The sequence below is a fragment of the Nisaea denitrificans DSM 18348 genome (assembly GCF_000426505.1).
Taxonomy (GTDB): Bacteria; Pseudomonadota; Alphaproteobacteria; order Thalassobaculales; family Thalassobaculaceae; genus Nisaea; species Nisaea denitrificans.
On record NZ_AUFM01000020.1, the window covers coordinates 46666 to 66593 of the forward strand.

Annotated in this window: 15 protein-coding genes; 13 read left to right on the forward strand and 2 right to left on the reverse strand. The window is 62.0% G+C overall.

The genetic code is table 11. The annotated features are described in order from the left end of the window. The first annotated feature begins 25 nt into the window (after positions 1-25). The 7 genes from K328_RS0115135 (at position 26) to cysG (ending at position 11289) form a co-directional block, all read left to right on the forward strand. A complete protein-coding gene (locus K328_RS0115135; RefSeq protein WP_028466693.1) occupies positions 26-1408 on the forward strand; it encodes a CmpA/NrtA family ABC transporter substrate-binding protein in 1383 nt (460 codons plus the stop codon). 79 nt (positions 1409-1487) lie between these two features. Beyond that, positions 1488-2582 (forward strand): ABC transporter permease, encoded by a 1095-nt coding sequence (locus K328_RS0115140; RefSeq protein ID WP_028466694.1) that lies wholly within the window; start codon positions 1488-1490, stop codon positions 2580-2582. Between the two features lie 11 nt (positions 2583-2593). Next, a complete protein-coding gene (locus tag K328_RS0115145; protein WP_028466695.1) occupies positions 2594-4315 on the forward strand; it encodes an ABC transporter ATP-binding protein in 1722 nt (573 codons plus the stop codon). Positions 4316-4336: 21 nt separating this feature from the next. Beyond that, the gene (nirB, locus tag K328_RS0115150; RefSeq protein WP_156901386.1) at positions 4337-6790 is read left to right on the forward strand and encodes a nitrite reductase large subunit NirB; all 2454 of its coding nucleotides are present in this window, start codon (positions 4337-4339) and stop codon (positions 6788-6790) included. Then, positions 6787-7158 carry a nitrite reductase small subunit NirD gene (gene nirD / locus K328_RS0115155; protein ID WP_051284959.1) on the forward strand — a complete coding sequence of 124 codons (372 nt, stop codon included), beginning with the start codon at positions 6787-6789 and terminating at the stop codon, positions 7156-7158. Before nirB ends, nirD begins: the two co-directional genes overlap by 4 nt. Continuing rightward, positions 7155-9827 (forward strand): nitrate reductase, encoded by a 2673-nt coding sequence (locus tag K328_RS0115160; protein WP_028466698.1) that lies wholly within the window; start codon positions 7155-7157, stop codon positions 9825-9827. Before nirD ends, K328_RS0115160 begins: the two co-directional genes overlap by 4 nt. Further along, positions 9802-11289 (forward strand): siroheme synthase CysG, encoded by a 1488-nt coding sequence (cysG, locus tag K328_RS0115165; RefSeq protein ID WP_028466699.1) that lies wholly within the window; start codon positions 9802-9804, stop codon positions 11287-11289. The genes K328_RS0115160 and cysG overlap by 26 nt, the downstream gene beginning before the upstream one ends. A gap of 20 nt (positions 11290-11309) precedes the next feature. On the opposite strand, the gene K328_RS0115170 is transcribed toward cysG, so the two are convergent. After that, on the reverse strand, positions 11310-11924 hold the full coding sequence (locus K328_RS0115170; protein WP_084608334.1) for a PAS domain-containing protein: 615 nt from the start codon (positions 11922-11924) through the stop codon (positions 11310-11312). Between the two features lie 339 nt (positions 11925-12263). Between K328_RS0115170 and K328_RS24265 the strand changes: the two genes are divergently transcribed. The 6 genes from K328_RS24265 to K328_RS0115205 all read left to right on the forward strand — a co-directional run bounded on the left by K328_RS24265 (position 12264) and on the right by K328_RS0115205 (position 18370). Continuing rightward, the gene (locus K328_RS24265) at positions 12264-13199 is read left to right on the forward strand and encodes an alpha/beta hydrolase (RefSeq protein ID WP_036554558.1); all 936 of its coding nucleotides are present in this window, start codon (positions 12264-12266) and stop codon (positions 13197-13199) included. 120 nt (positions 13200-13319) lie between these two features. After that, on the forward strand, positions 13320-14507 hold the full coding sequence (locus tag K328_RS0115185) for an ABC transporter substrate-binding protein (protein ID WP_028466702.1): 1188 nt from the start codon (positions 13320-13322) through the stop codon (positions 14505-14507). Positions 14508-14579: 72 nt separating this feature from the next. Further along, positions 14580-15362, forward strand: coding sequence for an ABC transporter ATP-binding protein (locus K328_RS0115190; protein WP_028466703.1), 783 nt, complete (start codon positions 14580-14582; stop codon positions 15360-15362). Continuing rightward, positions 15359-16063 carry an ABC transporter ATP-binding protein gene (locus K328_RS0115195; protein ID WP_028466704.1) on the forward strand — a complete coding sequence of 235 codons (705 nt, stop codon included), beginning with the start codon at positions 15359-15361 and terminating at the stop codon, positions 16061-16063. The genes K328_RS0115190 and K328_RS0115195 overlap by 4 nt, the downstream gene beginning before the upstream one ends. Before the next feature lies 1 nt (position 16064). Further along, positions 16065-17075, forward strand: coding sequence for a branched-chain amino acid ABC transporter permease (locus tag K328_RS0115200; RefSeq protein ID WP_028466705.1), 1011 nt, complete (start codon positions 16065-16067; stop codon positions 17073-17075). Next, positions 17072-18370 carry a branched-chain amino acid ABC transporter permease gene (locus K328_RS0115205; RefSeq protein WP_028466706.1) on the forward strand — a complete coding sequence of 433 codons (1299 nt, stop codon included), beginning with the start codon at positions 17072-17074 and terminating at the stop codon, positions 18368-18370. Before K328_RS0115200 ends, K328_RS0115205 begins: the two co-directional genes overlap by 4 nt. Positions 18371-18458: 88 nt before the next feature. On the opposite strand, the gene K328_RS24270 is transcribed toward K328_RS0115205, so the two are convergent. Next, entirely contained in the window at positions 18459-19925 is a 1467-nt protein-coding gene (locus K328_RS24270; protein ID WP_051284960.1) for an FAD-dependent oxidoreductase, read from the reverse strand. Positions 19926-19928 lie beyond the last annotated feature (3 nt).

Consider the following 19928-nt stretch of genomic DNA (forward strand, 5'->3'; position numbering starts at 1 on the left):
GCAAGGCCGAAGTCGGAGAGACAAGATGCAACTCGTTCGTGGATTGAGAATGCTATCGGCCGCGCTGGTCTGCGCCGCCGCCCTGGCCGGACCGGCCAGTGCCGAAATGCTCGACGTTGAAAAAGACGAGCTGAAGTTCGGCTTCATCAAACTGACGGATATGGCCCCGCTCGCGATCGCCTACGAGAAGGGCTATTTCGAGGATGAAGGGCTGTTCGTCAGCCTGGAGCCGCAAGCGAACTGGAAAGTGCTGCTGGACCGGGTGATCACCGGTGAGCTCGACGGTGCCCATATGCTGGCTGGCCAGCCGCTTGCCGCAACCATCGGGTTCGGCACCGAGGCCCATATCATCACGCCATTTTCCATGGACCTGAACGGTAACGGCATCACCGTTTCCAACGAGGTCTGGGAGCAGATGCTGCCGCATATTCCTAAAGGCGCGGACGGCAGGCCGGTTCACCCGATCAAGGCGGACGCCCTGAAGCCGGTGGTCGAGCAGTACAAGGCCGAAGGCAAGCCCTTCAACATGGGCATGGTGTTCCCGGTCTCGACCCATAATTACGAACTGCGCTACTGGCTCGCCGCGGGCGGTATTCATCCGGGCTTCTATAGTAAGGAGAACATCTCCGGCCAGATCCTGGGCGACGCGCTGCTCTCCGTGACGCCGCCGCCGCAGATGCCGGCCACCCTCGAAGCCGGAACCATCTATGGCTATTGCGTGGGTGAGCCGTGGAACCAGCAGGCTGTGTTCAAGGGTATCGGGGTGCCGGTGATTACCGACTACGAGATCTGGAAGAACAATCCGGAGAAGGTTTTCGGTATCACTGCCGGGTTCGCCGAGAAATACCCGAACACCACGCTGGCCATGACCAAGGCACTGATCCGTGCCGCCAAGTGGCTGGATGAGAACGACAATGCCAACCGCATGGAAGCTGTCGAGATCCTGTCCCGCTCCGAATATGTCGGCGCGGACAAGGAAGTCATCGCCAACTCCATGACCGGCACCTTCGAATACGAGAAGGGCGACAAGCGTTCGGTTCCGGATTTCAACGTCTTCTACCGCTATTTCGCGACCTACCCCTTCTATTCGGACGCAGTCTGGTACCTGACCCAGATGCGTCGCTGGGGGCAGATCACGGAAGCCAAGACCGATGCCTGGTATGACGAGGTCGCGCGCAAGGTCTATCGCCCGGATCTCTATCTGAAGGCCGCGAAGATGCTGGTCGAGGAAGGCCATGTGGCGAAGGCCGACTTCCCCTGGGAGACGGATGGATACCGCGCGCCGCAGTCCGAGTTCATCGACGAGAAGACCTTCGATGGCCGTACGCCCAACGCCTATCTGGAGCAGTTCCCGATCGGCCTGAAGGGCAAGGAAATCGTCACCGGCAACCAGGTTGCCGGAGGCTGAACGGAGCCGGGCCGGCGTCCCCAGTCGCCGGCCCGCTCCCCATTCCTGTCTGATCCAAATAATACCGAGGACGCAGATAATGACCGCAACAGATGCGATGCAGCTCCCCGATGAAGCAACGGAGAAAGCCCGCGCCGCACGCCGTGACCGGCTCTTTGCACGGATTGCCCGGCTGGACCCGTATCTCAATCTCGTCGCGCTTGGCTGGATTTCGCCGCTGCTGAAGATTGCTGCCGGAGACAATCCGTCCGTGCAGCTTGGAGAGCTCTGGCGCAGCCTCGGGCTGCCGGCGCTGGGTATCGGGCTGTTCCTGGCTCTCTGGGCGATGACGGCGCCGATGGTGCAGACATCTCTTGGCACGGTTCCGGGTCCGGCGGGTGTCTGGGAGCAGGTGGAAAGCCTCTATGCCGACCATATGCGTGAGCGGGAGAAGGAGGACGCCTTCTATCTCCGCCAGGACAAACGCAACGAGAAGCTGATTGCCGCCGGCAAGGCGGACAAGGTCAAGCACCGCAACTACACGGGCCAGCCGACCTATCTCGACCAGATCGGCACGTCGCTGGTGACTGTCGCGCTCGGGTTCGGCATTGCCACATTGTTTGCCGTGCCCATCGGGGTTATCTGCGGCCTGTCACGCTCGGCCACGGCGGCGCTCAATCCGCTGATCCAGATCTTCAAGCCGGTAAGCCCGCTCGCCTGGCTGCCGATTGTCACGATGATCGTCTCGGCCCTGTCGACAACCAACAGCGAGATGTTCCCCAAGAGCTTCATCATCTCCGCGGTGACGGTCACGCTCTGTTCGCTCTGGCCGACGCTGATCAATACGGCGCTCGGGGTCGCGAGCATCGAGAAGGACCTGATCAATGTTGGGCGTGTGCTCAATCTCTCCTGGTCGGTCAAGGTCATCAAACTGGTGCTGCCGTCCGCCATGCCGCTGATCTTCACCGGGCTGCGTCTTTCGCTCGGCGTCGGATGGATGGTGCTGATCGCGGCCGAGATGCTGGCGCAGAATCCGGGGCTCGGAAAGTTCGTCTGGGATGAGTTCCAGAACGGCTCCTCCCAGTCCCTTGCCAAGATCATGGTCGCGGTTTTCACCATCGGCATCATCGGCTTCCTGCTGGACCGGGTGATGATGGCGCTGCAGACCATGTTCTCCTTCTCGGAAACCCGGTGAGGAGCGGTCGGATGGCATTTCTCGAACTTAGAAATATCTCCAAATCCCACGGTGTTGGCGATCGCCGGACCTCGGTGCTGGAGGATGTGAACCTGACGGTGGATGAAGGCGAATTCGTCGCCATCCTGGGCTTCTCCGGTTCCGGAAAAACCACCCTGATCTCCGCGATCGCCGGACTGATAGAGGCGGACAAGGGTGAGATCCTGCTCAAGGGGGCGCCGGTGAAAGGGCCGGGCCCCGACCGGGGCGTGGTGTTCCAGAGCTATTCGCTAATGCCCTGGCTCACTGTTCAGGGCAACATCGCGCTTGCCGTGGACGAGATTTTCTCCGGTGAAAGCAGGGCCCAGCGGCGTCAGCGCGTCGAGGCGGCGATTGCCATGGTCGGCCTCAGCCATGCCGCCGAGCGGCGGCCGGCGGAGCTTTCTGGCGGCATGCGGCAGCGTGTGGCGGTGGCCCGCGCCCTGGCAATGAGCCCGGAGATGCTGCTGCTGGACGAGCCGCTTTCCGCGTTGGATGCGCTGACACGGGCGAAGCTGCAGGACGAGATCGAGCAGATCTGGAGCCGGGACCGCAAGACGGTGATCCTGATCACCAACGATGTTGATGAAGCCCTGCTGCTCGCCGACCGGGTGATCCCGCTGACGATCGGACCGGGTGCCACGCTCGGCCCCGACTTCAAGGTGGATATTCCGCGCCCACGCGAACGTTCGGCAATGAACGATAACCCGACCTTCAAGCGGTTGCGGGCGGAGATCACCCAGTACCTGATGGATATCGGCGCGACTGCGGCCGGTACTGCGGACGAAAGCATATCGCTGCCGCAAGTGGTTCCGATCACCCGGAAGGATGCGCCGCCGAAAGTCTATCGGGACACTGCGAAGTCCGCGATCCAGGAAGGGTATGTGGAGTTCTCGGACGTCCGGAAAGTCTACCCGACGCCAAAAGGCCCGCTGACAGTCGTCGACGGTTTCGATCTGAAACTGAAGCAGGGTGAGTTCATCTCGCTGATCGGGCATTCGGGCTGCGGCAAGTCCACGGTGCTGTCGATGGTCGCCGGCCTTACAGACATAAGCGGTGGCGGGATCATTCTCGACGGGCATGAAGTTTCCGGTGCCGGGCCGGATCGGGGCGTGGTGTTCCAGGCGCCTTCCCTGATGCCATGGCTCACGGCCCGGCAGAATGTCGAGCTCGGGGTGGAGCGTGTCTATCCGCATGCCTCCGAAAGCGAACGCCGCGACATTGTCGAATATTACCTGACCCGCGTCGGCCTTGCCGATGCCATGGACCGGTCCGCCAAGGATCTTTCCAACGGCATGAAGCAGCGCGTCGGCATTGCCCGGGCATTTGCCCTGTCTCCCAAATTGCTGCTGCTGGATGAGCCGTTCGGCATGCTGGACAGTCTGACGCGCTGGGATCTCCAGGAAGTCCTGATGGAGGTCTGGAGCCGTACCCAAGTGACCTCGATCTGCGTCACCCACGATGTCGATGAAGCGATTCTGCTGGCCGACAAGGTGGTGATGATGACGAACGGGCCGAACGCCCGCATCGGGGAAATCATGGAAGTCGACCTGCCACGGCCGCGTTCGCGCCGGGCACTGCTCGATCATCCCGACTACTACCGCTATCGCCAGCAGGTCCTGCAATTCCTTGCTGATTACGAAGGTGGCGCCGATCCGAAGAAACCGGCTCCGGCGCCATCGTCTCCCGCCAGTTCCAAGGACGAGGCGGCTTAAAGGGTGGAAACGGAGATCATCATGACAATAAGAAAAAAACTCGTCGTGATCGGAAACGGTATGGCGCCTGGGCGGGCGCTGGAGCGGTTGCTGGAAAAGGCACCCGACGCCTACGAGATCACCATTTTCAACGCGGAACCCCGGGTCAATTACGACCGGATCATGCTCTCGCCGGTCCTGTCCGGTGAGAAAAGCTACGAGGACATCCTGATCCATGACGATGCCTGGTATGCCGAGCACGGTCTGACCCTGAAGAAAGGCTGCAAGGCGACCGCCATCGACCGGGAGAAGAAGCAGGTCACCGGTGCCGATGGCAGCGTCGTTGATTACGACAAGCTGCTGATCGCGACCGGCTCCTCTCCTTTCATCATTCCCATTCCGGGCAAGGATCTGGACGGGGTGCTGACCTATCGGGATCTGGACGATGTCGAGGCAATGCTCGAAGCCGCCAAGTCTGGCGGATCGGCGGTCGTCATCGGCGGCGGCCTGCTCGGTCTGGAAGCGGCGGCAGGGCTGAAGGAACGGGGCATGGACGTCACCGTCCTGCACCTGATGCCGACCCTGATGGAGCGTCAGCTCGACACGGCGGCGGGATACCTGCTTGAACGTGCCATCGAGGCGCGCGGCATTAAGGTCCGTACCGCAGCGAACACGCACGAGATCATAGGTGAGGACCGTGTTGAGGGTGTGCGCCTCGATGACGGGACAGAGCTTCCGGCGGATATTGTGGTCATGGCTGTCGGCATCCGGCCGAACGGCGATCTGGCGCGCGATGCAGGCCTTGAGGTCAATCGCGGCATTGTCGTCGACGATGCCATGCAGACTTCCGATCCGGACATCCTCGCGGTTGGCGAATGCGTCGAGCATCGCGGCACGGCCTACGGGCTGGTCGCGCCGCTTTACGAGATGGCTGCCGTTGTGGCGGACCGGCTGCAAGATGGCAGCGCGACCTATACCGGCTCGGTCACCTCGACACGGCTCAAGGTCACCGGCATTGATCTGTTCTCCGCTGGGGATTTCGCCGAGGGCAAGGATCGCGAGGAGATTGTCCTGCGGGATGCGACGAACGGTGTCTACAAGCGCCTGGTCATCCAGGAAGACAAGCTCATCGGCATCGTGCTTTACGGCGACACCAAGGACGGGGCCTGGTTCTTCCAACTGATGCGCGACGGCGCCTCCATCGAAGAGATGCGCGAGACGCTGATCTTCGGTCAGAACTATGCCGGAGGGTCCCCGCTGGACCCTACGGCGGCCGTTGCAGCCTTGCCGGATGATGCGGAAATCTGTGGCTGTAACGGCGTTTGCAAATCGAAAATCGTGGGTGCCATCACGGAGCATGGCCTGACCTCGCTGGATGAGGTGCGGGCTCGCACCAAGGCCTCTGCCTCCTGCGGGTCTTGCACCGGTCTGGTCGAGCAGCTGATGGCCTTCACGCTCGGCGACGGCTTTGTCCCGGATGCGGTGCAGCCGATGTGTGGATGCACGGATCTCAGCCATGACGATGTGCGCCGTCTGATCGTCGCCAAGGAGCTTAAATCGATCCCGGCGGTGATGCAGGAGCTGGAATGGAAGACCTCCTGCGGCTGCGCGAAATGCCGCCCGGCGCTGAACTTCTATCTCGTGGCGGACTGGCCGGGCGAGTACGAGGACGATTACCAGTCGCGCTACATCAATGAGCGGGTGCACGCGAACATCCAGAAGGATGGCACCTATTCCGTCGTCCCGCGGATGTGGGGCGGGATGACCAGCTCACAGGAACTCCGCGCCATCGCCGATGTGGTGGACAAGTTCGGCATTCCGTCCGTGAAGGTCACGGGCGGTCAGCGGATCGACCTTCTCGGCGTGCCGAAGGAAAATCTCCCTGCAGTCTGGGCGGATCTGAATGCCGCCGGAATGGTCTCCGGCCATGCCTACGCCAAGGGCCTGCGCACGGTGAAGACCTGCGTCGGTACCGACTGGTGTCGGTTCGGCACCCAGGATTCGACCGGTCTTGGCGTGAAGATCGAGAAGATGATGTGGGGGTCTTGGACACCACACAAGGTGAAGATGGCGGTCTCCGGCTGCCCCCGGAACTGTGCCGAGGCGACCTGCAAGGATATCGGCGTGATCTGCGTCGATTCCGGTTACGAGCTGCATGTTGGCGGCGCGGCGGGCATGCATATCAAAGGCACTGAAGTCATGTGCAGCGTGGAGACGGAGGCCGAGGCGCTGGAATATTGCGCCGCCGTGGTCCAGCTCTACCGCGAGCAGGGTCGCTATCTCGAACGCATCTACAAATGGATGGACCGGGTCGGTCTCGACGCGATCCGCGAGCAGGTCGTCGAGGACGAGGCGAAGCGGACCGCGCTTTTCGAGAAGTTCCTCTACTCGCAGCGCTTCGCCCAGAAAGATCCCTGGGCCGAGCGTGTCGCGGGCAAGGACGCTCATGAATTCGCGCCGATGAACCGGATCGCCATGCGGGAGGCTGCGGAATGAACGAGTTGAGCCCAACATCGACCGAACCGAAGGCGCAGCATTGGTTCACCATCGGCCGCCTGTCGGACATTCCGCGCCGGGGCGCCAGGCAGGTGCTTCTGCCGCGTGGCCCGATTGCCGTGTTCCGGACCCAGACGGACGAGGTCTACGCGATCGACGACAAATGCCCGCACAAGGGCGGTCCGCTCAGCCAAGGCATTGTGCATGACGGCGCCGTCACCTGCCCGCTGCATAATTGGGTGATCGATTTGCAGACCGGGGACGCCATGGGAGCCGATCAGGGCTGCGTGCGGACCTATGAAGTGCGCAAGGACGCCGACGGCCTTGTCTCCGTTTCGCTGTCGGGTGGCTCCGGGAAGACGGAATGACGGAGACATCATCCGCGCCGGTCCGCACCACCTGTCCCTATTGCGGGGTCGGATGCGGTGTTCTTGCCGAAACAGCGGCGGACGGCGCGGTGCGGATCTCTGGGGACCCTGATCACCCGGCGAATTTCGGCCGGCTGTGCTCGAAAGGCAGCGCTCTCGCTGAGACGGTCGATCTGGAGGGCCGCCTGCTGCACCCGAAGATCGGCGGCAGGGAGAGTGGCTGGGACGACGCCCTCGATCTGGTGGCGTCCCGGTTTTCCGAGAGCATCGCCGCGCATGGGCCGGACTCGGTGGCCTTCTATGTTTCGGGACAGCTCCTGACCGAGGATTATTACGTCGCTAACAAGTTGATGAAGGGCTTCATCGGCTCCGCCAATATCGACACGAATTCGCGGCTCTGCATGGCTTCGTCTGTCGCCGGTCACAAGCGGGCCTTCGGTGAGGATATCGTCCCCGGCACCTACGAGGATCTGGAACAGGCAGATCTGCTGATCCTGGTCGGCTCCAACCTCGCCTGGTGCCATCCGGTGCTTTTCCAGCGTGTCGTGGCGGCGCGGGAGCGGCGGCCCGAGATGCGGATCGTGACCATCGATCCGCGCCGCACCGTGACGGCCGATGCTGCAGACAGTCACTTGCCGGTCGAGGCGGACGGCGATGCGGCCCTGTTTAACGGATTGCTGCGACACCTCTCCGAGACGGGGACGCTCGACCGCTCCTATATCGCGCAGCATACGGCGGGTTTTGACGAAGCCGTTGCCGCGGCGGCGGAATGGACGGTGGAGCGTGTCGCCGAAGCGACCGGCCTGTCCGAGGGAACGATCCAGGCTTTCTACGCGGCCTATGCCGGGACGGAGCGTGTCGTCACGGTCTATAGCCAGGGCGTGAACCAGTCCGCCTCCGGCACCGACAAGGTGAACGCGATCATCAATTGCCATCTGGCAACGGGCCGGGTCGGCCGTCCCGGAATGGGACCGTTTTCCGTCACCGGGCAGCCGAATGCGATGGGCGGACGGGAAGTCGGGGGCCTCGCGAACCAGCTTGCCGCCCATATGGATCTGGGCGATCCGGTGGCTCGCGATGTCGTCGGCGGTTTTTGGAACAGTGATAGCCTGCCGCATGGTCAGGGTCTCAAGGCCGTCGATCTGTTCGACGCGGTGGCCGATGGCCGGATCAAGGCGCTCTGGATCATGGCGACGAACCCGGCCGACAGTCTGCCGAATGCCGATCTGGTGACAAAGGCGCTGGAGACTTGCCCGTTCGTGGTGGTCAGCGATGTGATCGAAAAGACCGATACGACCCTGCATGCGGATGTGCTGCTTCCGGCGACGGCCTGGGGCGAAAAAGACGGCACCGTCACCAATTCGGAACGCCGGATCTCCCGACAAAGGGCTTTTCTTAATGCTCCGGGAGAAACAAAGGCCGACTGGTGGATTGTCTCCGAGATTGCACGCCGGATGGGGTTTGCCGAGGCTTTTCCCTTTCAGTCTCCGGCGGACATCTATCGGGAGCATGCCCGGCTTTCCGAGTACAGGAACGAAGGCGCACGGCTCTTCTCGCTAGCGGCCCATGCCAATATCGACGCGGCTGAATTTGACGAGATGGTACCGTTCCAGTGGCCGCTTGCGGGCGCGGAAAAGCGTCAGGGCGAGAAGCGGCTGTTTTCTACTGGCGGGTTTCCCACGGCGGATGGCCGGGCGAGACTCATACCGGTCACGCCGCCAGCCAAGCGGGCACGGGAGCCGGGCCTTTTCAGGCTGAATACTGGCCGGGTCCGCGATCACTGGCACACCATGACGCGCACCGGAAAATCCGCCCGGCTGTCGCAGCATATCGCGGAGCCGTTTCTGGAAATTCACCCTCGCGACGCAGATGCGCTCGGGTTGGATGCGGCTGGGCTTGCCCGTGTCGAGTCCGGTTTTGGGACTGCAATACTCCGGGTTCTACGCTCCGAGCGGGTTGCGCCGGGGACGGTTTTTGCGCCGATGCACTGGACGGCCCAATTCTCAAATGCGGGCCGGATTGGTGCCGTGATCAAGCCGGATACAGACCCGGTATCTGGCCAACCCGCGCTGAAGGGAACATTCGCTCGGATTTCGTCCGTCATCCCAAAATGGTTCGGCTTCGCAGTCCTGAATGAGCGTCCACAGGACGTCCCGGGCAGCTACTGGGCGCTGGCGACGGCGCCGGGCGGCTGGCGTCTGGAGTTGGCGGGCGACACCAATCCGGAGGATTGGCCGGCATATGCCCGTGCACTGTTCGGTATGGAGACGGGTCAGGAGATTCTTTCGTTCCTGGATGAAAGCAGCGGATATCACCGGTTCGCGGCATTCGAGAATGACAGGCTGATCGGCGCCTTGTTCGTCGGGCCGGAGCCCGTTGCCGCTTCCCGTAATTGGGCGGCCGGGCTTCTCGAAGCGGATTTCAGCCGGCCGCAGGACCGGCTTTTGACGCTCGCCGGACGGCCCGCTGCCGGTGAAGTCGAGGAAGGCTCGATCATCTGTTCCTGCTTCAGTGTCGGTATCAACCGGATCGCGGGTGCCGTTGCGGATGGACGGGCGGCGACTGTCGACGAGATTGGCGCCGTGCTTTCCGCCGGTAGCAATTGCGGTTCATGTCGTGGTGAAATCCAGAGGATTATCGATCATGCGAGACATCAGAAAACCGGTTGAGCGTCGCCCGGTGCGGCTGGAACCTTTGTCGGTTTTGCCTGTCTTCTGCACACTTGAAGGCAAGCCCGTGCTGGTCGCAGGCGGCACGGAAGCGGCCGCCTGGAAAGCGGAGTTGCTGGCAGCTTCCGGCGCCATGGTCTCCGTCTTTGCCGAAGATGTCTCCGAAGAGATGCAGGATCTGCTGAGAGATGGTGCCGCTTCCGGCGAAATCATGCGGATCGGGCGGGACTGGAGTGCTGCGGATCTCGACGGCATGGCTTTCGCCATCTGTGATGCCGGGTCCGATGAAGAAGCGGCTCGCTTTCACGCGGCGGCACGCGCCGCCGGTGTCATCGTCAATGTGATCGACAAGCCCGATTACTGTCAGGTCCAGTTCGGCTCCATCGTCAATCGCTCACCGGTGGTGGTCGGCATTTCGACCAGCGGTGCGGCACCGATCCTCGGCCAGGCGGTGCGCCGCCGGATCGAAACTGTTCTGCCGCGCGCGCTGACTGCGTGGGCCGCTCTTGCCGAACGTGTCCGCGACGAGGTGATGGCTCGGTGCACGCCGGGCGCCGGGCGCCGCGCGTTCTGGGAGCGGTTTGTCGATTTTGCATTTACCGGGGCGGAGCCGGACCGGATGTCCGGCAATGCCTCCGGGTTCATCTCCCGCCTGATCGGTGCCGATAAAGAGGCACGTCAGGGCAAGGTCACACTGGTCGGCGCCGGACCCGGCGCGGCGGATCTGATGACCGTCAAGGCTGTCCGTGTCCTGCAATCGGCGGACGTCATCCTGTTCGACGATCTGGTGTCGGACGAGGTGCTTGAGCTGGCCCGGCGCGAGGCCAAGCGCATGTTGGTAGGCAAGCGTGGTGGACGCGATTCCTGCCGCCAGGAAGACATCAACGCGCTGATGGTGAAGCTGGCGGGGCAGGGCAAGCACGTAGTGCGTTTGAAGTCCGGCGATCCGATGGTTTTTGGGCGCGCGGGCGAGGAAATCGCGGAGCTGGAGGATGCCGGCATCCCGGTGACGGTTGTGCCGGGCGTGACTGCTGGCGTGGCCATGGCCTCGGCGTTCGCCACGTCGCTGACACATCGTGACCGGGCGCAATCGGTTCGCTTTGTCACCGGTCACTCGCGGGATGGCGGTCTGCCGGAAACGCTTGACTGGAAAGGTCTCGCCGACCCCGCGACGACGACGCTGTTTTACATGGGGGGGCGCATGGGCGGACGAATCTCTTCCCGTCTCCTCGACGCTGGCCTGCCGGGGGAGACGCCGGTCGCTGTGGCGCGGGATATCAGCCGGTCTGGGGAGCGTTTCTGGTTCGGTACCCTGTCGGCGCTTGGTGACGGGATAGACGAGATCGGATTTGACCGGCCGGTGCTGATCGGTGTGGGAGCCGTCTTTGCCGATGCAGCAGCGCGCGCCGCCGTGGTCAGAGAGAGCGGTGGAGAGCGTGGGCCCGTTAGGATTTCAGCCTGATTTCTACCGGCTAGGTCTGCTTAAGGATCGTTGCCGTCAAACGGTGTGATCGGGCAGTCCGGCGCTATCGTGCTGAACGTTTCGTCTAGATCTATCCTGATGTGTGCCGACAGCACCTGGTCTAATCCGCCTCCGTCTGCCGATAGCGGAAGGTCCAGACCGAGGACCTTGATATGATCGCGCCCGTGTTGCGTGAGAAGCCCCCCGGCGATGCCGATAAAGGGCTCCTTTGACATGACCTCGAAATAGCGCCGTTCAGTCTCCCAGCTCTCGGGGCTTTCCGACTGTTTTCCGAGAGTCTCCCCGGTGTAATCGACACCCCACCAATCGGCGAGCGTGGTGCCCCAGAGCGTGAAACGGATGTCTATCGGATCACGCTCGATCTTGGCGATGAATATCCGGCCGAGCCAAGCCTCGAAATCATTGATTTCGAATGCCTTGCGCGGCGGCAAGCCGCCTCCGTCCGGTCGCCGCTGTTGCCAGGTTTCAACCAGATTGGCGAATGGCCCGAAACTCTGGGAGCGCGCATCGAGAGGGCAACACCCGTAAGACCAGCCGGACGCAAGCGCGGGTACCTGAGGCCATTTGCCGAGCGGCGATGTTGCTCTAAATTGGGAGTTGCCTTGAGGTATCAAAGGTTATCCTTGTGGTCGGCCCTGTTGCCTGTCTGACGAGATAGTTCCCAAATCCTACCAGACAATGAACTTTAGTCAGAAAACAGCCCCCCGTCAGCAGCTTGATTTTCCGAACTGCGGAGTAAGCTCCCGTTATGAGTCTCCACGCTGCGTTTCCAGGCAAGATGAGGCGCTGATGAGTGCATCGGAAGACGGGATTTATGATGCAGCCTGCTCGACCCTCTACCGGCACGGCTCGGCCGGCGGATGTAAGGCGATCTGGAGCCATCGCAAGAGGGTTGAGCACGGGATCTGATCCGGTCTGTAGTAGCGTCAGGCTTTATGGGGACAATTCTGACTATGAATTATCGCGCCTACCTGGATGCGGAAGTTCTCGGATTTATTGACCGGATGAACGGGTTCTATCCACCGGAATCCCTGAATCTTCCGATGGCGGAGAACCGCAGGATCTATGACCATATGTCCGAGGTTTTCCGGGAGGCGTCGCCGGAGAATGTAACGTCGCGGACCTTTTCGCTTGAAGGCCCTGATGGAGCGCTGCCGGTCCGGCTTTATCGGCGGGAGGAGCCGGATAACCGTGCGGCCATTCTCTATTTCCATGGCGGCGGCTTCGTTCTGGGCGGCCTGGAAAGTCACGACGATATCTGCGCCGAAACCTGCGCCCGTACAGGGTTTCAGGTGCTTGCGGTGGATTATCGGCTTGCCCCCGAGCACGCGCATCCGGCGGCATTCGAAGATGCCTGCATTGCTTTCGAATGGATAAGCAGGACCATCGGCAAGCCGGTCATGCTGATGGGAGAGTCCGCTGGCGGCAATCTGGCCGCCTGCCTCGCGCATCATGCTCGCAGCTTGCCGCGCCCGCCGATTGGACAGGTGCTTGTCTATCCTTCTCTGTGCGGTCCCGGAAATGGCGGCAGTCGTGTCACGCACGCCCATGCGCCATTGTTGGCGGAGGCGGATCTCGATGTCTATCTCCGGCTGCGCACCAACGACAACCCGGACTATTCCGACCCGCGGCTCATTCCCTACGCCGATCCGGACTTTTTGGGCCTGCCGCCGACAATTGTCTTCACGGCGGAATGCGATCCCCTGTCGTCGGACGGCGATCTCTATTGTGCCCGAATTCGGGATGAGGGCGGGCAAGCCGAGTGGGTCGAGGAAAAGGGCCTCGTCCATGGATACTTTCGCGGACGCACGCAATCTGCACGGTCCCGCGCCTCTTTCGGGCGGGTGATGGCAGCGATCGTTGGAATGCTGCCAGAAATCTCAGCCTGAAGTGTGTGGCTTGGCGGGATAGCAGATTCGATCAAGAGTGAATCGCTTGGCATTGCCGGGCGTCCGGGGATTTGTATAGTGTTCAGAATCACGAAACGAAACCTTATAGAGGAAGCGACCATGAAACGATTTCTACCGTTGTTGTGTGCGGCGGTAATGTCGACGACAGCTGCTCATGCGCAAGACGCCGTCAAAATCGGAATGCTGCAGGGCTTTACGGGCCCGACGGAATCACTGGTCAAGCCGATGGCGCTTGGTGGTGAAATGGCCATCCAGGAAGTGTCCGACAGTGGCGCATTCCTCGGCGGTAAGAAGGTTGTGTCCGTCCGTGGCGACAGCACTTGCGTCGATGCGGCTGCAGCGACGGCCGCTGCCGACCGCCTGATCACGTCAGAGGGGGTTGCCGGTATCGTCGGCGCGACCTGTTCCGGCGCGACCACTGCGGTTCTCAACAATGTCGCCCGCCCGAACGGCATGGTGATGATTTCCCCGTCGGCCACGTCGCCGGCTCTGAGCACCATTGAGGATGATGGTCTCTTTTTCCGCACCGCTCCGTCCGACGCCCGTCAGGGCCAGATCATCGGCACTGTACTTGTCGCGCAGGGCATCAAGTCCGCCGCTCTGACCTACACCAACAACGATTACGGCAAGGGCCTGGCTGACTCGATCCAGTCCGCTTTCGAAGCCAAGGGCGGCAAGATCACCGCCGTTGCGGCGCATGAAGACGGCAAAGCCGATTACTCCGCTGAAGTCGCAACGCTCGCGGCCGCTGGCGGCGATATCCTGATCGTTGCCGGTTATCTCGACCAGGGCGGCAAGGGCATGATCCAGGCTGCGCTCGATACCGGTGCGTTCGATCGCTTCGTTCTGCCTGATGGCATGGTCGGCGAAGCGCTGACCGATCATTTCGGCGCCGACCTCGATGGTTCCATCGGCACCAATCCGGGCACCGACAGCCCGGGCGCGGCGCTGCTGGCAAAGCTGGCCGAGGGCAAGGGCTTCAAGGGCGACGACCCGTATGTTCCGGAAGCTTATGACGCGTCTGCCATTCTTCTGCTGGCCATGCAATCCGCAGGCAGCACCGATCCGGCAGCCTACAAGAGCCATATCGAGAAGGTGTCGAATGCTCCCGGCGAGAAGATCTTCCCGGGTGAACTCGCGAAAGCACTCAAGATTCTTGCCGATGGCGGCGACATCGACTATGTCGGCGGCACCGCGCTTGAGTTGATCGCGCCGGGCGAGTCCGCGGGCAGCTTCCGCGAGACCACGGTTGCTGACGGTAAATGGAAAACCGTCGGTTATCACTGATCGGTCAGGCAGAGACTTTATTGGGAAACGGTCGGGCGTCAGCCTGACCGTTTCGCCTATATGGACTGAAAAATGATCCGAGTTGAAAACGTCACCAAGCGATTTGGTGGCATCCACGCCGTCAACGGCGTGTCGCTGGAAATCCAGCAAGGCTCCATCACCGGGCTCATCGGCCCGAACGGGGCGGGGAAGACGACGCTCTTCAACATCATCGCCGGCGCTTTTCCGCCGACATCGGGGAAGATTTATCTCGATGGTGAGGATGTGACCGAACTGGAGCCGCACGAGCTGTTCCACAAGGGACTGCTGCGTACCTTCCAGATCGCTCACGAGTTTTCCAGCTTGACGGTGCTGGAGAACCTGATGGTGGTCCCGGGCGACCAGTCCGGTGAGGATTTGCGGCATGCCTGGTTCAATTTCGCCGCGGTGCGCGAGACCGAGCAAAAGGTCCGCGAACGCGCCCGCGACGTAATCGAATTCCTGGAAATCCAGCATCTTGAGAATGAGCTCGCCGGTAATCTTTCCGGGGGACAAAAGAAGCTGCTCGAACTCGGCCGAACCATGATGGTCGATGCCAAGATCGTTTTTCTCGACGAGGTCGGCGCCGGCGTGAACCGGACGCTGCTACAGACCATCGCGCGCTCGATCCAGCGCCTGAACAAGGAGCGCGGCTACACTTTCTGCCTGATCGAGCATGACATGGATTTCATCGCCCGGCTTTGCGATCCGGTCATCGTCATGGCCGAGGGCAAGCTGCTGACGCAAGGCACCGTCGATCAGGTAATGAACAACGAAGAGGTCATCGAGGCCTATCTCGGGACCGGCCGCAAACACAAGCGGGTGTCGGAACAATGAGTTTTCTTTCCGCGACCGGCATGACCGGCGGCTATGGCGGGGCCGATATCCTGACAGACTGTGAATTGCGCGTCGAACGCGGCGAAGTCGCCGTCGTTGTCGGGCCGAACGGGGCCGGCAAGTCGACGGCGATGAAGGCGGTGTTCGGCATGCTCACCCTGCGCGAGGGCAGCGTTGTCTTCGACGGGGAGGACATTACCTCCATGGCGCCGCAGGAACGGGTGCGTCACGGCATGGGGGTCGTGCCGCAAAACCGGAACGTCTTCGTCTCGCTTACCGTCGAGGAAAACCTCGAGATGGGCGCCTTCATTCGTGATGACGACATCTCGGAGTCGAAGGAGCAGGTCTTCTCCCTGTTCCCGATCCTGGCCGAGAAGCGCAACCAGCCGGCGGGCGAGTTGTCCGGCGGGCAGCGCCAGCAGGTCGCGGTCGGCCGCGCCCTGATGACCAAACCCAAATTGCTGATGCTGGATGAGCCGACGGCCGGTGTCTCGCCGATCGTGATGGACGAGCTGTTCGACAAGATCGTCGAGATCGCGCGCACAGGTATCGCCATTCTGATGGTTGAGCAGAACGCACGCCAGGCGCTGGAGATAGCCGATCACGGCTTTGTTCTCGTGCAGGGTACCAACCGCTTCACCGATACCGGCGAGGCCCTTCTGGCGAACGAGGAAGTTCGCCGTTCTTTCCTCGGGGGCTGAGATGGATATCGCCAACGCATTCGCTCTGCTCAGCAATTTCGTCCTCGTCCCGGCGCTCGCCTATGGCGCCCAGCTCGCGCTCGGTGCGCTCGGGGTCACGATCATTTTCGGCATCCTGCGCTTCGCCAATTTTGCCCATGGCGAGATGATGTCCTTCGGCGCCATGGCGGCGATCCTCGCTACCTGGTTCCTGCAATCGCAAGGGGTCAGCATTTCGCCATTGCCAACGGCGCTTCTGGCTTTGCCGATCGGCATTCTCGCCGCCATCGGCATGGCCTGTCTGACGGATCGTTTCGTCTTCCGCTTCTACCGCCGCAAGCGGTCAAACCCGATCGTTTTTGCCATCGTGTCGGTGGGCGTCATGTTCGTGATGGCGGGGCTGATCCGTATCATCATCGGCCCGGACGACCAGAGTTTCGCGGACGGCGCCAGATTCCTGGTCACCGTCCGGGAATTCAAGGCGGCCACCGGCCTTGATCAGGGCATCGCCATCAAGCAAAGCCAGGTGATCACCGTGGTGGTCGCGCTGATCGTCGTCGCCTTCCTGTTCTGGTTCCTGCAAAGGACGCGCTGGGGCAAGGCCATGCGGGCATATTCCGATGATGAGGATCTGGCGCTGCTCTCCGGTATCGATCCGGAGAAGGTGGTTCTGATTGCCTGGATTATCGCGGCCGCCCTAGCGGCTATTGCCGGCACGCTCTACGGTCTCGACAAAACCTACAAGCCTTTCATCTTCCTGCAGATCCTGCTGCCGATTTTCGCCGCGACCATTCTGGGCGGTATCGGCCAGCCGGTGGGGGCCGTGCTTGGCGGCTTCATCATCGCTTTCTCGGAAGTGATGGTGACCTATGCGTTCAAGCGCTTCCTGGCCTATCTCGGCCCGGACGGCTGGGTGCCTGACGGGCTCGTCCAGCTGCTTTCCACCGATTACAAATTCGCGGTGTCTTTCGTCATCCTGGTGGCTGTTCTTCTGGTCAGACCGACGGGCATCATTCGAGGAAAAGTCATATGACGAAGACGGTCGCCCTTTATTACAGTCTGATGGGCCTGGTGCTGATCGCGGTCGGCTTTTTCCAGAGCTGGAACGTTGCATTCGGCATTCTGAATCTGTGTCTGATCTCGGCGATCATGGCGCTCGGCGTGAACATGCAGTGGGGTTATGCCGGCCTGTTCAATGTCGGCATCATGGGCTTCACCGCGCTTGGCGCGCTTGCCGCCGTGCTGATTTCCATGGCGCCTGTGCAGGAGGCGTGGGAGGTCGCGGGAGGCGATCTTTTCCTTTCGCTGCTGTCGCTTGCGGGAACCGTCGTCGCCATCCTGCTCGCCCGTCGTGCCGTTCCGCGGGGATTACGCCCGTATGTGGTGGTTCTTCTGCTTATCCCCGGTTATTTCCTGACGATGCATTTCTTCGGTCCGGCGACGGAGCGGATCGAAGCGATTGATCCCGCGCTGACGGGCTATCTCGGAGGCCTCGGCCTGCCGGTCCTGCTGGCATGGCCTGTCGGCGGTCTTGTGGCGGCCGGTGCGGGCTGGCTGATCGGGAGGATCTCTCTCGGCCTGCGCGCAGATTATCTGGCGATCGCAACACTCGGCATTTCAGAGATCATCATCGCCATCATCAAATATGAGGAATGGCTCTCGCGCGGGGTGAAGAACGTCACCGGCATTCCGCGCCCGGTGCCCTACGAGGTGGATCTTGTCGAGGCGGACTGGTTCATCTCCTTTGCCTCCTCGCTTGGGGTGAGCGACACGTCGGAAGCAGCCGGTGTGTTTGTGAAGATCTGTTACGCCCTGCTCTTCATTGCCGTACTGGCCATTATTATGTGGCTGGCCGAGCGGGCCCTGCAATCGCCCTGGGGGCGGATGATGCGGGCGATCCGGGACAACCGGGACGCGGCTGCGGCCATGGGCAAGGATGTGAAGGCCCGGCACCTGCAGGTTTTCGTGCTCGGCTGCGCCGTCTGCGGTGTTGCCGGTGCCATGCTGGCGACCCTCGACGGTCAGCTGACGCCGACCAGCTACATTCCGCTGCGATACACCTTCCTGATCTGGGTGATGGTGATCCTGGGTGGGTCCGGCAACAACTGGGGCGCGGTGCTCGGCGGGTTCGTGATCTGGTTCCTTTGGATCCAGGCGGAGCCGCTCGGAAGCTGGGTCATGAATGTCGTGACCGCTCCGATGCCGGAAGGATCGGCCCTGGCCGATCATCTCGTCGCCGGTTCCGTTTATATGCGCTACCTGCTGATGGGCGCGATCCTGTTGCTGGTCATGCGTTTTGCGCCGAAAGGCCTGATCCCCGAAAAGTAGGAACGGTGGTGGCGGATAGCCGCCCGATCAGATCTTAAAGAGCGGAGGCCAAAGGCCTCCGCTCTGTTGTTTGAGGCATGGAGGTCTGTCAGTCCCAGGGCGTCTCAGCCGCGACATTGCGGCCGGCGATCCGGCCGAAGCCGAGGCATTCGCCGATATTGCCGGTGCCCTGATAGAGATAGCTATAGATCGAGCCGAGCTCGCCCGCGCTGTAGAGGCGCGGAATCTTCTCGCCGTTCGGGCGCAGGATTTCCGACCGTTCGTTCCGCCGTGGCCCGCCCTGGGTGTTGATCATCGAGGGGGAGAGTTCGATGGCGTAGAAAGGGCCTTCGGAGAACGGCGACAGCATCAGCTTGCGGCCGTATTCCGGGTCTTCGTTGTTACTCGCCCCCGCGTTCCAACGGGCGATGGTGTCTTCCAGCGCAGCGGCATCCACGCCGATGATACCGGCAAGCTCCGCAATGCTCTCCGCTTTCCGGATCCAGCCCTTTTCCAGCTCGACGGAATTGTCTTCGCTCCAGTCATAGCGATCCATCATCGCCGTCCAGCCCCGGTTCGGCTCCTTGTTGTAAAGCGGTCCCGCTGCCATCAGCGGCTGGTCGAAGATCATGAACATCGGGCAGGGCACCTGCAGCGCCTTCCAGACACCGTTCACCGGCACCTTGCCGTGCCGGGTCTTGAACTTCTCGTCCCCGAAGCGTTTGCCGTCCGGTCCGACGACGATCATGCCGCCGGGGAATTCCTTGGAGAAATGCAGCGGCTGCATCGACAGGGTGGCCGGGAATTCCGGCACCTTCAGCGCCATCGAGGGACCGGCGAAATTGTTCATGTGCCAGAGATCCGCGCCGACCGCTTGGGCCATCGGGATGCCGTCGCCCTCATTGTAGGGGCTGCCTGACGGATAGCAGTAGGGAACGCCTGTCAGGTATGTGCGGATCAGCTCCTGATTGTTCTCGAACCCGCCGCAGGTCAGCACGACGCCCTTGCGGGCCTTGATCAGGATGCTCTTGCCGTCCTGCTCCGCCCGGACGCCGAGGATTTCCTTCGTCTCCGGGTGCTGGATCAACTCGCGGCCCGGCGTCTCGTAGAGGACCGGGATGTCGCGCTCCAGCACGAAGCTCTCGAACCGATCCCAGGTCAGCCCATAGCCGAGCTTCGGGCCGTCATGGAACTTGTGGGAGCTTTGCGCGCCGGGCAGTTCCGGAAACTCGATGCCCGCCGGCGGATGCTGGTGTTCCTGCGGATCGCCGCCGAGCCCGGCCAGCCACTCGTTATTGACGGCCATTTCGTCGGCCCAGACGCGGATCATCTCTTCCGGCACCTTGTAGGGGCCGCACAGCGCGGTGAGATAGGCGATGGCGTCGTCTTTGGACGAAACGTTGAGATAGCCTTGAGCCGCCACCCGCGTGTTGCCGCCATGCAGGCCTTCGGGGGCCTTCTCCAGGATCATGACCTTGGAGCCGAGATCATGGGCCGATACTGCCGCCGCGACACCGGCGCCGCCAAATCCGACGATGACGACGTCGGTCTCCTTATCCCAGTTTTCAGGGATCATTGC

What these genes read in the sequence shown, in the direction of transcription:
- K328_RS0115185 (WP_028466702.1), top strand. Translation starts at nt 13,320, where the DNA reads ATGAAACGATTTCTACCGTTGTTGTGTGCGGCGGTAATGTCGACGACA.
- nirD (WP_051284959.1), top strand. Translation starts at nt 6,787, where the DNA reads ATGAACGAGTTGAGCCCAACATCGACCGAACCGAAGGCGCAGCATTGG.
- K328_RS0115140 (WP_028466694.1), top strand. Translation starts at nt 1,488, where the DNA reads ATGACCGCAACAGATGCGATGCAGCTCCCCGATGAAGCAACGGAGAAA.
- K328_RS0115200 (WP_028466705.1), top strand. Translation starts at nt 16,065, where the DNA reads ATGGATATCGCCAACGCATTCGCTCTGCTCAGCAATTTCGTCCTCGTC.
- K328_RS0115190 (WP_028466703.1), top strand. Translation starts at nt 14,580, where the DNA reads ATGATCCGAGTTGAAAACGTCACCAAGCGATTTGGTGGCATCCACGCC.
- K328_RS0115135 (WP_028466693.1), top strand. Translation starts at nt 26, where the DNA reads ATGCAACTCGTTCGTGGATTGAGAATGCTATCGGCCGCGCTGGTCTGC.
- K328_RS0115205 (WP_028466706.1), top strand. Translation starts at nt 17,072, where the DNA reads ATGACGAAGACGGTCGCCCTTTATTACAGTCTGATGGGCCTGGTGCTG.
- K328_RS24265 (WP_036554558.1), top strand. Translation starts at nt 12,264, where the DNA reads ATGAATTATCGCGCCTACCTGGATGCGGAAGTTCTCGGATTTATTGAC.
- nirB (WP_156901386.1), top strand. Translation starts at nt 4,337, where the DNA reads ATGACAATAAGAAAAAAACTCGTCGTGATCGGAAACGGTATGGCGCCT.
- K328_RS0115160 (WP_028466698.1), top strand. Translation starts at nt 7,155, where the DNA reads ATGACGGAGACATCATCCGCGCCGGTCCGCACCACCTGTCCCTATTGC.
- K328_RS0115145 (WP_028466695.1), top strand. Translation starts at nt 2,594, where the DNA reads ATGGCATTTCTCGAACTTAGAAATATCTCCAAATCCCACGGTGTTGGC.
- cysG (WP_028466699.1), top strand. Translation starts at nt 9,802, where the DNA reads ATGCGAGACATCAGAAAACCGGTTGAGCGTCGCCCGGTGCGGCTGGAA.
- K328_RS24270 (WP_051284960.1), bottom strand. Translation starts at nt 19,925, where the DNA reads ATGATCCCTGAAAACTGGGATAAGGAGACCGACGTCGTCATCGTCGGA.
- K328_RS0115195 (WP_028466704.1), top strand. Translation starts at nt 15,359, where the DNA reads ATGAGTTTTCTTTCCGCGACCGGCATGACCGGCGGCTATGGCGGGGCC.